The organism is Streptomyces sp. NPDC087300 (assembly GCF_044744425.1).
Taxonomy (GTDB): Bacteria; Actinomycetota; Actinomycetes; order Streptomycetales; family Streptomycetaceae; genus Streptomyces.
In genome coordinates this window covers 21,472-35,688 of record NZ_JBIUYI010000022.1, presented here as the reverse complement: position 1 = coordinate 35,688, position 14,217 = coordinate 21,472, and the positions used below count along the sequence as shown (strand labels likewise).

The 14,217-nt window shown below is 71.2% G+C and carries 13 protein-coding genes; 10 read left to right on the top strand and 3 right to left on the bottom strand.

Going from position 1 to position 14,217, the window contains the following annotated elements:
- Positions 1-25 precede the first annotated feature (25 nt).
- The 3 genes from ACIO9J_RS42710 (at position 26) to ACIO9J_RS42700 (ending at position 2,538) form a co-directional block, all read left to right on the top strand.
- Positions 26-973 (top strand): phosphotransferase family protein, encoded by a 948-nt coding sequence (locus ACIO9J_RS42710; protein WP_402011111.1) that lies wholly within the window; start codon positions 26-28, stop codon positions 971-973.
- A gap of 115 nt (positions 974-1,088) precedes the next feature.
- A complete protein-coding gene (locus ACIO9J_RS42705; protein WP_402011108.1) occupies positions 1,089-1,352 on the top strand; it encodes a GlsB/YeaQ/YmgE family stress response membrane protein in 264 nt (87 codons plus the stop codon).
- A 178-nt stretch (positions 1,353-1,530) separates the two neighbouring features.
- Positions 1,531-2,538 (top strand): hypothetical protein, encoded by a 1,008-nt coding sequence (locus ACIO9J_RS42700; RefSeq protein WP_402011105.1) that lies wholly within the window; start codon positions 1,531-1,533, stop codon positions 2,536-2,538.
- 20 nt (positions 2,539-2,558) lie between these two features.
- Here ACIO9J_RS42700 and ACIO9J_RS42695 read toward each other — a convergent pair whose 3' ends face one another.
- Positions 2,559-3,209, bottom strand: coding sequence for a GNAT family N-acetyltransferase (locus tag ACIO9J_RS42695; RefSeq protein ID WP_402011102.1), 651 nt, complete (start codon positions 3,207-3,209; stop codon positions 2,559-2,561).
- Between the two features lie 227 nt (positions 3,210-3,436).
- On the opposite strand from ACIO9J_RS42695, the gene ACIO9J_RS42690 reads away from it, so the two are divergent.
- The 4 genes from ACIO9J_RS42690 to ACIO9J_RS42675 all read left to right on the top strand — a co-directional run bounded on the left by ACIO9J_RS42690 (position 3,437) and on the right by ACIO9J_RS42675 (position 9,266).
- On the top strand, positions 3,437-4,186 hold the full coding sequence (locus ACIO9J_RS42690; RefSeq protein ID WP_402011100.1) for an SDR family NAD(P)-dependent oxidoreductase: 750 nt from the start codon (positions 3,437-3,439) through the stop codon (positions 4,184-4,186).
- Positions 4,187-4,454: 268 nt separating this feature from the next.
- Positions 4,455-5,516 (top strand): alpha/beta fold hydrolase, encoded by a 1,062-nt coding sequence (locus ACIO9J_RS42685; protein ID WP_402011097.1) that lies wholly within the window; start codon positions 4,455-4,457, stop codon positions 5,514-5,516.
- A gap of 1 nt (position 5,517) precedes the next feature.
- On the top strand, positions 5,518-8,022 hold the full coding sequence (locus tag ACIO9J_RS42680; RefSeq protein WP_402011094.1) for a GMC oxidoreductase: 2,505 nt from the start codon (positions 5,518-5,520) through the stop codon (positions 8,020-8,022).
- 167 nt (positions 8,023-8,189) lie between these two features.
- A complete protein-coding gene (locus ACIO9J_RS42675) occupies positions 8,190-9,266 on the top strand; it encodes a WD40 repeat domain-containing protein (RefSeq protein ID WP_402011091.1) in 1,077 nt (358 codons plus the stop codon).
- Between the two features lie 22 nt (positions 9,267-9,288).
- On the opposite strand, the gene ACIO9J_RS42670 is transcribed toward ACIO9J_RS42675, so the two are convergent.
- On the bottom strand, positions 9,289-10,365 hold the full coding sequence (locus ACIO9J_RS42670; RefSeq protein ID WP_402011177.1) for a sensor histidine kinase: 1,077 nt from the start codon (positions 10,363-10,365) through the stop codon (positions 9,289-9,291).
- A 10-nt stretch (positions 10,366-10,375) separates the two neighbouring features.
- A complete protein-coding gene (locus tag ACIO9J_RS42665; protein WP_402011088.1) occupies positions 10,376-11,071 on the bottom strand; it encodes a response regulator transcription factor in 696 nt (231 codons plus the stop codon).
- Between the two features lie 87 nt (positions 11,072-11,158).
- Here ACIO9J_RS42665 and ACIO9J_RS42660 point away from each other — a divergent pair, with 87 nt between their 5' ends.
- The 3 genes from ACIO9J_RS42660 to ACIO9J_RS42650 all read left to right on the top strand — a co-directional run bounded on the left by ACIO9J_RS42660 (position 11,159) and on the right by ACIO9J_RS42650 (position 14,216).
- Positions 11,159-11,821, top strand: a complete 663-nt coding sequence (locus ACIO9J_RS42660; protein WP_402011085.1) for a M15 family metallopeptidase — start codon at positions 11,159-11,161, stop codon at positions 11,819-11,821.
- Between the two features lie 23 nt (positions 11,822-11,844).
- Positions 11,845-12,936 carry an endonuclease/exonuclease/phosphatase family protein gene (locus tag ACIO9J_RS42655; protein WP_402011082.1) on the top strand — a complete coding sequence of 364 codons (1,092 nt, stop codon included), beginning with the start codon at positions 11,845-11,847 and terminating at the stop codon, positions 12,934-12,936.
- A gap of 236 nt (positions 12,937-13,172) precedes the next feature.
- Entirely contained in the window at positions 13,173-14,216 is a 1,044-nt protein-coding gene (locus ACIO9J_RS42650) for a hypothetical protein (RefSeq protein ID WP_402011079.1), read from the top strand.
- The last annotated feature ends 1 nt before the right edge of the window (position 14,217 follow it).

The following is a 14,217-nucleotide window of genomic DNA, read 5'->3' as shown; positions in this document are numbered from 1 at the left end:
GCCGCCCGGATGGTTGGGTGGCACGGTGACCGATCATGAGGCAGAAGCAGATCTCCGACCACGCGCACGGGCTTGGGTCAGCCGGCACCTGGAGGCCGGTGAACGGATCGTCGGTTCCGAGACGCTGCACGGCGGCATCACCGCCGAGGTGCGCAGGCTGGCCATCGCCGGGCCGGGCGGAGGCACGCGTGACCTCGTGCTGCGGACCTTCGTCGGCGTGGCGCAGGCCGAGGACTGGCTGACCCGGGAGGCCGGCGCGCTGACCCTGCTCGCGGGGACCGACGTGCCGGCTCCCGACCTGGTCGCGGTGGACCCGACCGCGGCCCATGGTGAGCATCCGGCGCTGCTGATGACGCATCTGACGGGCCGGACGGTCCTCGACGACGAGGGAATCGAGACGCGCGTCCCCCTGCTGGCCCGTCAGCTCGTGGCGATCCACGCGTTGCGACCGGATCAACAGCCCCCGAAGTATGAGGCGTTGACGACCCCCGACAGCGTCGTCGTTCCGCAGGGCGCCGACGTGACGGCGTGGGCCGACGCGATCGACGTGATCCGCCAGCCCGCGCCGCCCTACGAAGGATGCTTCCTGCACCGGGACTTCCAGCCGGGCAACGTGCTGTTCGACGTGGTGCCGTCAAGCCCGTCGGCCACCCGGATCGCCGGCGTCATCGACTGGGCGCAGCCCTCGTGGGGCCCGGCGGATCTGGATGTGGCGCACTGCGCCACCAACCTCGCGCTGCTGCACGGCCCCGCGTGGGGTCCGCGGTTCACCGAGGCGTACGAGGAGGCGGGCGGCGTCCTGGCCGAAGGCGCGAGCGAGCGGCGGTACTGGAGCGTGCGGGACGCGCTGTCGTTCTCGGAGGAGGTGGCGGAGGTGACGCGGGCGTGGCGGCAGGTGGGCAGGACGGATCTGACGGCCCGATGCGTCGCGGAGCGACTGGATGCGTATGTCACGTCCCTGATGGCCGCGTGAACTCGATGGTCGCGTGGACCTGATGGCCACGTGAGGGGGACTGGGTCCCCGGTGTCAGGGAACACATGGATCGACAGCTCTGTCGAAGTATCCGAGCGACGAGAGGCAAGAGGGCATGGAGATCTCCGGCATCTTCACCGCGATCGTGATCGGCATCGTGATCGGCATTCTGGGCCGCCTGGCCATCCCCGGCCGTCAGCGCATCGGCATCGGGTGGACGATCCTCGTCGGCATCGTCGCCGCACTCGTCGGTACGGGCATCGCCGGCGCCTTCGACGTCGCCGACACCAAGGGCATCGACTGGATCGAACTGGCCATCCAGGTCGGCCTCGCCGCGCTCGGAGTGGTGGGCGTGGAACGGATGAAGGGCCGCCGCTGAGGAGACCACCTCCCCTGAGGAGGCCAACTCACCGAGGAGACGGCATCCACCGAGTGGACGGTCTCCGCTGAGGAGACGGCATTCGCGCAGACCAGGTCGTGACGGGTCCGGAGAACCGTGCCGGGCCCGTCACGCGTCCTAGGCGAGAACGGATTCCGATCTTCCAGAAGGCTCGTCCATGCACATACAGCACGACCGCACGGTGCCACCGAGGAGCGGGAGCGCCGAACGCGGCGTCACCGTCTCCGCGTTCGGGGCCCTGCGGCGGTACCGGGGCGCTCTCGCGGGGACGACGGCACGCGTCGTCGGCCTGTCCGGACTCGCCGGGCTGCTGATGACGGCCGCGATATTCGCGCTCTCCTGGCCGCTCTTCACCCATATGCGCAACGAACGCATCAGGTACCACCAGCTCGAGGACCCCTACCTGCACCAGCACACCGACCTGGTGCAGGTCGCTCTCTGGACGCTCCCGCTCTTCCTGGTCCTGCTCGGCGCCGGTGGAGCCGTTCTCCAGACCGCCTGCTCCCAGGCGGTGGCGGCGAGGGCCCGGCAACCTCCCCTGGAGGACGACCCGTCACCCGCGGAGGCCCGCGCACGGCGCCGGTCGGTGTTCGCCGTGTACGCGCTGCGCGGCCTGATCGTATGGCCCCTGCCGCTGCTCACCGGGATCGTGGCGGACCGATACACCGGCGACCACCTCGACACCCCGCTGCCGCTGGAACGTGACTCGTTGGCCTTCGAGCTCGTCGATGACTCGCCCTTGGCCGCGCTGGGCGTCGCCCTGCTGCTGCGCCTCGCGCTCACCCTCGCCCCGGCCGCCGCGGCCGACGGCCTCGGCCCCGGCGCGGCCCTGCGCCGCTCCTGGTCGCTGATGTGGACGCGCACCGGACTGGTCAGGGTCCTCGCCCTCGCGCTCCCGTTGGCCGCGCTCATCACCGGGGTGCTCGTCCTGGTGACCAACCTCGCGCTGCCGTTGCGCCCCCTCGTACGGTCCCTCGTCGAGCAGGCCACGGGTAACTTCTTCGCCGCGTACTACGCGGGCATCCTCGCGCCCGTCATCGTCGGCATCCTCGTCGCCGCGGCCGTGACCCTCCCCCTCGCGTTCACGGCGTTCGCGGCGCTTCACGACCGTCTGACGTCGTCCCGAACGTCTCTCCGGCGCGCGGGGTCGTCGACAAGCAGCTGAGCGCGGACGGCAGTTACGGCTCAGTGATCAGCAGCGGCCGGCGCCTCGCGGACCAGGCTGGTCAGCGGACGGTGGGTGCGCCAGCCCAGGAACTCGTACAGCGCCCGGCCCTCGGTGGTCGCGGCCAGTACGGCGGTCGTGGAGCCCGCGTCCACGGCGGCGTTGCCCAGCTTCCGCATGACCAGGCTGCCCAGACCCTTGCGCCGGTGATCCGGGGAGGTCTCGATCTGGTCGAAGACGGCGGTGCGCCCCGGGCCCGGCACGGCGACCTGTCCACGGGCGGCGAACGCGCCGTCCGACGCCAGGACGAGGACCCGCGTGAGGCCGCCCCACGTCCACACCCGCACCTGGTACCCGTCGGGGGCGTCGGCGGCGGTGGGGTGCAGCGCCGTCGACATCAGGAAGCCGTCGTCGTCGAAGCGCCAGCCGTACGCCACCCACGGGGCGACGGTCCGCGGCGGCAGGAAGACCTTGAGCCAGGTGCCCGGCGCGGTGGCCGACTCCGTCAGTTTGCGGACCAACGGCTCGTCGGCTTCCTGCAGTACGTGCCGGGTCACGTGGCCGCTCTGCCCGACGTCGACGGTGAAGCCCCAGGGCTCGACGACGGGCGGCGCGGCGCCGCGCGAGACGACCCAGCCCTCGACCCAGGAACCTATGAGTTCGGCGTCCATGGAGGTCCTTCCGTAAGGTGCGGAGACTAAGAGTGCACCTTACGTGGGTGACTTCGCCAGCGGTTATGCGTGGAGGTTGCCCTGAACGGCCGTCACGGTCTGCCCTTTCGCCCGGACTTCTGCCCAGTTGACCCGGTGGCATGGGCTACGCCGGAAATAGGATCGTGGTCGGCGTGTGCGCGGCCGCGCCCGCGCTTCGTCCGGTCGCCCGAAGGGACAGCACAGTCATGACGCTCAAGACCGCCCTCGTCACCGGGGCAGGACGCCCGGCCGGTCTCGGTTTCGCCGTCGCCACGCGGCTCGCCGAGGCCGGGTTCCACGTCGTCGTCACCGGCCGCGACCTCGCCGCCGTGGAGCCGCTGGCCGAGGGGTTGCGGCAGGACGGGTACGCGGCCACCGCCCTGTGTGTGGATCTGTCCGACCGGGCCAGCATGGACGTCGCGGCCGCACACCTCACGCGGGCCTTCGGCCACCTCGACGTCCTGATCAACAACGCCAGCGGCATGCCCGACTTCGCGACCCTGAGCGCGCTGGAGGCCGACATGGACGTGGTGCGCTCCGCGATGGAGGTCTCGGTGATCGGCCCCTGGGGCCTGACCCAGACGCTGTTGCCGCTGCTGACCGCCGCGCCCGCCGCCCGGATCGTGAACGTCTCCAGCCTGTCCGCCCAGCAGATCGCCACCGGACTCGACCTCGGCGCGCCCCTGCGCTCCCCGGCCTACTCGATGGCCAAGTACATGCTCAACGCCCTGACCACCGTGCTCGCCCGCGCGCTGGCGGACACCCCGATCCTGGTCAACGCCGTCGACCCGGGCAACACCGCCACCCATCCCGAACGCGGCGACGACGCGAGCGACCGCCCGGCGGCCGAAAGCGCCATGGACGTCGTCGGGGCCGCCACGCTCGGCGCCGACGGTCCCACCGGAGCGCTCTTCAGCGAGGGACGGTGGCAGCTGCCCGCGCCGCAGGCCGGGTGACATGACGGGTTCTCATACCAGTGAGTTACGTCCTCGTACCGCACTGGTTGGACCTGTCGCGCGACTACCGCAAGGGTTCTAGTGGCGGGTCAACCGTCCGCCGGATGCGCACAGTTGACCAGGACATCTACCGTTGCCACTTCGCCGGAGTGCGACGCGGACGGCGCTGGGCAGCATGGCGGGGAGAGTTCGCGTCGCGGCGAGAGCGTCACGCGAAGACGGGGGCAGAGGCATGGGGCACGGTATTGCGCGGCACACGCTCGAGGGGGTGCCCGACGCGTGGATCTCGACGCATCCGTTCACCACCGGGGACGGTCTCGCGCTGAACCTGACGCGTTTTCAGCGAGGGGAGAGCGACGACGTCGTCCTCCTCGTACACGGTCTGACCGCGTCGAGCGACCTGTTCATCATGCCGGAGCACTACAACCTGGCGACCTATCTCCTGGACCACGGTTTCCCCGACGTGTGGACGGTCGACCTCCGCCTGAGCAACCGGTATCCGTACAACACCGAGCCGGGGGACTTCTCCCTCGACGACGTCGTTCACTACGACCATCCGGCCATGCTCGCCGAACTGCGCCGCCACATCGGGCAGCGGCGCCTCCACGTCGTCGCCCACTGCCTGGGCTCCACGTCGTTCGCCATGAGCCTGGCCGCGGGCACCGTCAAGGGAATCACCAGCATGGTCGCGCAGAGCGTGGGCCTGGTCTTCAAGGTGCCCGGCTGGTCCCAGTGGAAGATCGAACTCGCCCCCACGCTGCTCGAACACGTGCTGGGGGTGTCGGCCATCGATCCCAGGATGGGGTCCTCGGCCCGCTTCACCCGCTCCTGGGCGCTGTCGAGACTGGTGTCGCTCGGGCACCCGGAGTGCGACAACTCCGCCTGCCACCTGGTGAGTCTGATGTGGGGAGCCGGCTGGCCCGCCCTCTACAGCCACGCCAACCTGGAGCCGGAGACGCACGACCGGATCGCCGATCTGCTGGGGCCCACCGGACTCCAGTACTACCGGCACATCCGCAAGATGGTGCGGGCGGGGCGTGCGGTCAAGTACGCCGCCCCCGGCGACCGCCGTCACGCGGCGCTGCCCGACGACTATCTCGCCCACGCCGCGGACATCAGCACCTCGATCCTCTTCATGACGGGGCAGGACAACCACGTCTTCGCCGACTCCAACGTGGTCTGCCACCGGCGGCTCGCCCAGGAGGCTCCCGGCCGCCACGAGTTGGCGGTGCTGCCCGGCTACGGATATCTAGACCCGATCATCGGCAAGAGGGCACACGTGGACGTCTTCCCGGTGATCCTGGACTTCATCCAGCGGCGGGCGGTCTGACATGGCCCGGGACAGTCGGAACACGACCACGGCCGAGCACGTCGACGTCCTGATCGTCGGCTCGGGGTTCGGCGGCTCGGTGGCCGCCGCCAGGCTGGCGCAGGCAGGTCTCGGTGTGATGGTGATGGAACGCGGCCGAGGCTACCCGCCGGGCAGCTTCGCCCGCACACCCGCCCAGGCGTCGCGCGCCCTCTGGTCACCGGGGACCGGCTCGTACGGCCTGTTCGACGTGCGCAGCTTCCGCCACTTCGACTCCGTCGTCGCCAGCGGCCTCGGCGGCGGCTCCCTCATCTATGCCAACGTGCTGCTCCGCAAGGACGAGCACTGGTTCGTCGACCGGCAGCAACTGCCGGGCGGCGGCTACGAATCCTGGCCGGTGACCCGCGCGGACCTCGACCCGCACTACGACGCGGTGGAACGGGTCCTCACCCCCACGCCCTATCCGCTGGACGCCCCCGGGTACGGCGACGTGCCCAAGGCCCGTGCGATGCGCACGGCCGCCGACCGGCTCGGACTCGAACACTCCCTGCCGCCGCTCGCCGTCAGCTTCGCTCCCCGGCCGGGCGCCGAGCCCGCCATCGGCCTGCCGGTCGTGGAACCGGACGGCGAGAACCTGCACGGGGCCATCCGCCGGACGTGCCGACTGTGCGGCGAGTGCAACATCGGCTGCAACGAGGGAGCCAAGAACAGCCTCGACTTCACCTACCTCTCGGCCGCCCGCCGACACGGCGCCGAGCTGCGCACCGGGCACGAGGTCCGCACGATCCGCCCTGCCGCCCGCGGCGGGTACGAGGTCGGTTACGTACGGCACGACCCGGACCAGGACGGCCTGCCCGCCGGCCCCGTGCGGGTCCGCACCCTCCACTGCGACCGCCTGGTCCTCGCCGCGGGCACCTACGGAACCTCCCACCTCCTGCTGCGCAACCACCGGCAGCTCCCGGGGATCGGAGCCGCCCTCGGCACCCGCTTCTCCGGCAACGGCGACATCCTGTCGTTCGCCGTCCGCACCAAGGAAGGCCGCGGCGCCCGCCCCTCCAGCGTGGACCCGAGCCGAGGCCCGGTCATCACCAGCACCATCCGGCTGCCCGACGACCTCGACGGGCAGCCCGACTCCGGCGTCGTACCACCGGGAAGGGGCGCCTACATCCAGGACGGCGGCTATCCGGGCTTCGTCGGCTGGCTGGTCGAAGCGGCCGGGCTGCCGCAGGACGCGGGGCGGGCCGGACGCTTCCTGCTGCGGCAACTCGCCGCACGCGCCGTGGGCGACCCGGACACGGTCGCCGCCTCGCTCGCCGGTCTGCTCGACGACGGCGCCCTGTCGGACAGCTCCCTGCCGCTGCTCGGCATGGGCCGGGACACACCGGACGGGGTGCTGGTGCTGCGGCGCGGCGCCCTGGACGCCGAGTGGTCCACCGCGGGCAGCGCCCAGCATTACGCGCGGTTGCGCGCGGCACTCCGCGCGGTGTCCGAGGCCCTCGACGGGCGCTACGCGGACAGCCCGCACTGGCTGCTCAAGCGGATCATCACCGTCCACCCCTGCGGCGGCGCTCCCATGGGGAAGAGTCAAGTGGAGGGCGTCTGCGACGAGTTCGGGGAGGTCTACAACCATCAGGGCCTGTACGTCATGGACGCCGCGGCGCTGCCGGGTCCGGTCGGCACCAACCCCGCGCTGACGGTGGCCGCGCTCGCCGACCGGGCGTGCACCCGGCTGCTGGAGAAGCGGGAATCGGAGCCGCTCGCCTCGTCGGCCGCGCCCGTCCAGCCGGAGATGTCGGCCGAGCCGGAGATGTCTGCCGAGCCGGAGGAGCGCGCCGAGCCGGAGAAGCACGCCGAGCCGGACGTCCCCGTTCAAGTCCTCGCCACCTACACACCGCACAGTTCGGTGCAGTTCACCGAGACGATGACGGGCAGCTGCGCGCGGGGAGTGGGCGATCCGCGGGCCGCGCAGCGCGCCGCGACACGCGAACCGCTCCGGGCCCGGCTCACCCTCACCATCGACGACATCGATGACTTCCTCGTACGGCGAGAGCATCCCGCACGCGCGGACGGCTGGATCGAGGCAGCCGGCCTCGGCGGCCGTCGGCCGGTGACCGGCGGGGAGTTCCACCTCTTCGGTCCCGGACGGACTCCCGACCATCGCGAGCTGCGCTACCGGCTGTTCCTCACCGACGGCACGGGAGCCGCCCGGACCATGATCGGCGTCAAGGACCTCGCTCCCGCAGGGCTCACCAGGCTGTGGCCTGCGACCACCACGCTGCCGTACGTCCTCCTGGACGGGCACCTGGAGAGGCGACCGGGCGAGGACGCCGAGGCCGAGGAGCGCGCGGCGGACATCGTCGCCGCCGGAATCCTGCACATCTCACTGCCCGCGTTCCTGCGCCAGCTCACCACCTTCCGCATGACGGGCCCGCGTTCCGCGGCGACGCTCGCCCGTTTCCACGCCTTCTTCCTCGACGAACTACGCCGCATTTACTGGCCGACCAAGCTGCCAGGGCTCTTCACATGACCGAACATGACCGAAATCGCGTCTCTCAATACGTCATGTGACCCATTGACCCCACAGCGCCCTGCCGGTTCCATGTGTGTGGACCTCCAGTGGGGAACTGGAGGACGGACCGTGTTCTTCATGGGGGGAAAATGAGGAGAAATACGTATCGGGGCTCGGCTAGACGTGTGCGGGCCGCGTTGAGTGTGGCGGTGGCGGCCTGTGCGGTGACGGCGGTGCTGCCCGGGGCGGCGTTCGCCGGGCCCGGGGGTGCGGCGGGTCTCGGCGGGGCTGGTGTCGAGAGGATCAGTGTCGCGGCCGACGGCACGCAGGGGGACGGCAGTTCCTCTGACCCCTCCATCACGCCGGACGGCCGCCGTGTCGTCTTCTCGTCGTCGGCGACGAACCTCACGTCCGACACCGCGACGGGCAACGCCACGGTGTTCGTCCGCGACCAGCGGACGAACCAGAACCTGCGGATGGGCAACTTGCGCCCGGTCCAGGCCCCGGTGATCAGCGGTGACGGGGAGTACGTCGCCTATCCGGTCCAGTGGGTGAACGACGTGCGGATCCGCCAGTACCAGGTGCGCACGGGAGCGACCGCCTCCCTCAACTGCTCGGCCTACACCTGCAATCAGCCTTCGCTGAGCGCGGACGGGCGCTACGTCGCTCATGTCATCCTCGCCCCGAGGCAGCCGTCCTTCGGGCAGCGCATCGAGGTGCAGAACAGCAACACCGGGGCGAACCAGACCGTCGCCGTCCTCACGCACACCCAGCCGTCGCGGCCGTCCATCAGCGGTGACGGCCGTTACGTCGCCTACCAGAACGGCCAGACCCAGGACGTCTTCGTCTGGGACCGCACCACCGGCACCACCACCGGCCCCATCGAGGGACCGTCGAAAGACGCCTCACTGGTCCAGCTCAGCGACGACGGCACCAAAGCCGTCTACCTCTCGGGCAACGACACCTACGTCTACGACGTGAGCGCGGGCACCGCCCAACTCGTGCCCAACGTCAAGGGCGTGGCCATCGACCCCACCGGCCGCTACCTCCTCCACACCCCGCTCGACACCACCGGACCCGCCCTCGCCCTACGCGACCTGCGCACCGCCACCGACGAGACCGTCTCCCAACAACCCGCCACCGCCACCACCGACGCCGTCAGCACCGCAGGACGCGACGTCGTCTTCCACTCCACCGCCGACGACATCGTCCCCGACGACACCAACAACACATCCGACATCTTCATCCGCCGCTTCTACTGAGCGAACCGGCCGCCGGAGCAGCTCACTTGGTGGTGACCGAGGGCGCCGCCGGTAGTTCCACGGTGACGCGCAGGCCGCCGGTGGGGCGTGGAGCGAGGGTCAGGGTGCCGTGATGGGCGTGGGTGATGGTCTCGGCGATGGCCAGGCCGAGGCCGGCACCCGCGTGGTCGGTGTGGGTGCGCTCGGTGCCCCGCTGGAAGGGCTCCGTGAGCGTCGCGGCCAGTTCCGCGCTGACGGGCTCGCCGGTGTTCTCGACCGTGAGCGTCACGGTCCGGGGGCCGCGGGCGGTCGTGACGCGCACGGTGCCCTGCCGCGGCAGGTTGTGCACGAGCGCGTTGTGCACGAGGTTCGTGGTCAGCTGGAGGAGCAGCGCGGGTGATCCGGCGGTGTACGCGATGTCGCCGCCGGTCCGCAGGGTGATGCCGTGCTTCTCGGCGAGCGGGAGGAGCGCTTCGGCCGCCTCTTCCGCGACGAGTGACAGGTCGACGGGTTCGCGGGCGAGGGACTGCTGCTCGGCGCGGCTGAGCAGGAGCAGGGCCTCGGTGAGGTCGATCGCCCGGGTGTTGACGGTGCGCAGGCGGTCGATGATCTTGCCGGTGTCCTGTTCCGGGTCGGTGCGGGCCACTTCGAGGAGCGTCTTCGAGATGGCGAGCGGAGTGCGCAGCTCGTGGGAGGCGTTGGCCGCGAACCTCCGCTGCGCGGCGACGTGCGCTTCGAGCCGGTCGAGCATCGTGTCGAAGGCGTCGGCGAGTTCACGGAACTCGTCCTCGCGGCCGGGCAGTTGGACGCGGTGGGAGAGCGAGCCGTCCGCGGCCCTGCGGGTGGCGTCCGTGATGCGGGTGAGCGGGGCGAGCATGCGACCGGCGAGGAGCCACCCTCCTAGGAGCCCGAACACAAGGAGGAACGCCATGGCGATGGCCGCTGCGGGCGCGAAGGTGCGGAGCAGGAGCTGCCGGTTGGGGTTCGTGTGGAGAACGCGCTGTTCCCAGTCGTCAGGGACGTTCTGGAGGAGGAAGATCCACACGGCGGCGAGCAGGACGGCACCGGCGAGCATGACGAACCCGGCGTAGCTGAGCGTGAGTTTCACGCGCACGCTCAGTCCGGGCTCCCTAGCCACGGTCCGCCCCCTGGCGCCCGGCCTCGGAGCGCGGGGCGATGCGGTAGCCGACGCCCGCCACGGTGGCGATGATCGACGGCTCGCCGAGCCGTTTGCGCAGGGCCGAGACGGTGATGCGCACGGCGTTGGTGAACGGGTCGGCGTTCTCGTCCCACGCGCGTTCCAGGAGCTGCTCGGCGCTCACGACACCGCCCTCGGCGGCGGCGAGCACCTCGAGTACGGCGAACTGCTTCCTGGTGAGCGCGATGTAGCGGCCGTCCCGGTAGACCTCCCTGCGGAACGGATCCACCCGCAGTCCGGCGATCTCCCGTACGGGCGGCCTGCTGTGGCCGCGTCTGCGGTCGAGTGCCCTGAGTCTGAGCACGAGTTCACGCAGGTCGAACGGCTTGGTGAGGTAGTCGTCGGCGCCGAGCTCGAATCCGGACGCCTTGTCGTCGAGGCGGTCAGCCGCGGTCAGCATGAGGATCGGCATGCCGCTGCCGGAGGCGATGATGCGGGTGGCGATCTCGTCACCGGACGGCCCGGGGATGTCGCGGTCCAGGACCGCGATGTCGTAGGCGTTGACGCTCAGCAGTTCCAGGGCGGTGTCACCGTCGCCCGCGATGTCGGCCGCGATGGCTTCCAGGCGCAGGCCGTCGCGGACGGCTTCTGCGAGATAGGGCTCGTCCTCGACGATCAGCACACGCATGCCTTCGATGCTACGAGCGGATACATATCGTCGACGTATCGAGAACGGCATACGCGCTGACAACAGGGCGCTGCCTTGACTTGCGGCATGAATCGAACCCAGCCCTCGGCGGTGACCGCGGCCCGCCGCTCCCGGTGGCCCGTGGCGGCCGTCCTGATGGCCGTCGTGGCTGTGATCGCCGTGGCTCTCGGCCTGGTGGTGGCGTCGAAGTCGTCGCCATCCATCAGCGGATCGCACAGTGCGCCCCCGCATGCCGGGTCACCGCACGCTCCCGGTGCGGGGAACGGCGGCGCGAGCGGTGCGGCCGACGGAGTCGTGCCCGACGGCGTCACGGTCTTCGACGACACGGTTCCCGCGGTGACCAAGCTCGATCCGGGCCTGCTCAAGGCCCTGCGCCGCGCCGCCACGGCGGCCGCGGGCGAGGGGACCGAGTTCTACGTGAACAGCGGCTGGCGCTCCCCGAAGTACCAGGACCAGCTCTTCCGGCAGGCCGTCGCCAAGTACGGATCCGAGGAGGCGGCCGCCCGGTGGGTGGCCACGACGGCCACGTCGCCGCACGTCTCGGGGGACGCGGCCGACATCGGCGAGTCCGACGCGGCCGAATGGCTGTCGGCGCACGGCGCGGCGTACGGGCTGTGCCAGATCTACCGGAACGAACCCTGGCATTACGAACTGCGCACCGACGCGGCCGACGACGGCTGCCCGCGCATGTATGCCGACCCCACCGAGGACCCGAGGATGCGGCAGTGAGCGGCAGCGAACGAGGAACGACGATGATTCACGTGGATGCGGTGGATGCCGGGCCGGGTGGCGTCGGTGTCGGTGTCGGCGTCCACGACACCGGCCCGGTCACGCGGCGCGCCGCGCTCCGCAGAGCACTGCGCCGGGCCGCCCGGCCGGGCCCGTGGAAGCGGGGCCTGGTGCTCGCGACGCTGGCGCTGCTGCTGGGGCTGCTCATGCTGCTGCACGCGTGGATCACGGACCGGGGGAGCCTGGGCAGCCTGGTGGAGACGTTCCTGCCGTGGTTCGGCCTGTTCGTCCCGGTGCTGCTGGCCGGGGCGCTGTGGCGCCGTTCCCTCTCCGCGACGCTCGCGCTGCTGCTGCCGGTCGCGGTGTGGCTGAACCTGTTCGGCGGGCTGCTCACCGACAAGTCCCACGCGGGCGGCGCGGACCTGACCGTGGCGAGCCACAACGTCGACGCGGACAACGCCGACCCGGCAGGGACCGCCCGCGACCTGGCCGCCTCCACGGCCGACGTGCTGGCCCTGGAGGAGATCACCCCGCAGGCGAAGCCGGTGTACGAGAAGGCGCTGGCGAAGGCGTATCCACACCACACGGTGCGGGGCACGGTCGGGCTGTGGAGCAAGCTGCCGCTGTCGGACACCAGGCCGGTCGACACCCAGCAGGACGTCGGACCGGCGGGTGCCGCGAAGCCGGCCGACGTGAAACTGACCGACAACCGGGCGCTGCGCACCACGGTGGCCACCGACCGGGGACCGCTGGCCGTGTACGTGGCCCATCTGGGGTCCGTACGCGTGCTCCCCGGCGAGGGCTTCTGGACGGAGAGCCGCGACCGCCACGCGAAGGCGCTCGCCGCGGCCGTCGCCGCCGAGCCGAACGAGCGGATGGTGCTGCTCGGCGACCTGAACGGCACCATGGACGACCGCGCGTTCGCCGGTCTCACCTCGCGGCTGCGCTCGGCCCAGGAAACGGCGGGTGACGGCTTCGGCTTCACCTGGCCCGCGACGTTCCCGGTGGCGCGGATCGATCAGATCCTGGTGAGCGGTGTGCGGCCGACGAGCGCGTGGGCTCTGCCGGCCACCGGCAGCGACCATCTTCCGGTGGCGGCCGGAATCCGGTGGTGACGACCGTCCGAGCGGCGGACACCGGCTGCGCGACGTCTATTCCCTGGACGGGTGCATGCCAATAGGCTGTGCGGCCTTCGCGTTGTGAGGGGTCTGGTGTGGGGGGTCTGGTGAACGGTCTCCGTGCGGTCCTGGTCTGTCTCGTGTTCGCGTGTGCGGCGACGGTGTCACCCGCTGCGGCCGTGACGCCGCCCCCGGCTGCGACGCCGCCCCCGGCCGTGACACCGTCCCCTCCTGTGGCACCGCCCGGAGCCGAGACGCCGCCCGCCGCCATGACGCCATCCGCGGCCGTGGCGTCGAAGTGGTCGGCGGTGCCGGTGCCGCCGACGGCGGTCTCACCGGTCACCGTCGCCGACCTCGCCTCGCGCGGACGGCGCGACGCGTGGGCCACGGGGTACGAGCAGGCGGCCGATGGACTGCGGCCGTTCCTGTACCGGTGGGACGGCACGGCGTGGAGCCGGGACACCACCTTCCCTGGCTCGGGTGACCCCGGCTGGCTCGGCAAGGTGCGGTTCGTCGGCGACGAGGTGTGGATCTTCCACAACCGGGCCGGTGAGGGAGAGATCCTGCGCCGGTCCGCGAGCGGCGCCTGGAGCACGGTCCCGATGCCGCAGACCCTCTGGACGTATCAGGACTTCACCGCGGTCCCCGGGGCCGCCTGGGTCGTGGGCGAGGACGAGACCGGGCTGAAGGTCTGGCACTACGACGGCACCTCCTGGACCCGACAGGTCACTCCGGAAGGCGTGTTGTACCTGATGGGCGTCACCGCGCGGACGGCGACCGACGCCTGGGCCTGGGCGGACACCAGCACCGGGCCGGCGATCCTGCACTGGGACGGCACGGCATGGCGGGACGCGAAGGTGCCGCTGCCGCCGAACAGCAACGTGCACACGGTCCTGCTGGAACCGTCCGGCCGGATCACGCTCGGTGGCAGCCGGTACACCGACGGAGTGGCCCGCACCTACCTGATGACCCGAGGCCCGAACGCGCCCGCCTGGCGCACCAGTTACCCGCCGCTGGGCGACACCTACATCGAGGGGATGGCGCGCGGTGCGGACGGGGCGCTGTGGATCCCCCTGCGCAGCGACCGCGCGTTCCAGTCGAAGTACGCGCGCGTGGACGGTGCCCGCACCACCTTCTCGTACGGTCCGGAACGCACCCACGCGATCGACGTCTCTCCACAGGCGCTGACCCGGTCCGGATCGTCCCTGCTGTCCTTCGGGACCGTCGAGATCTACGGCTCGAAACCGAATCTGATGAGCGAACGGCGGGGAGTCTGAC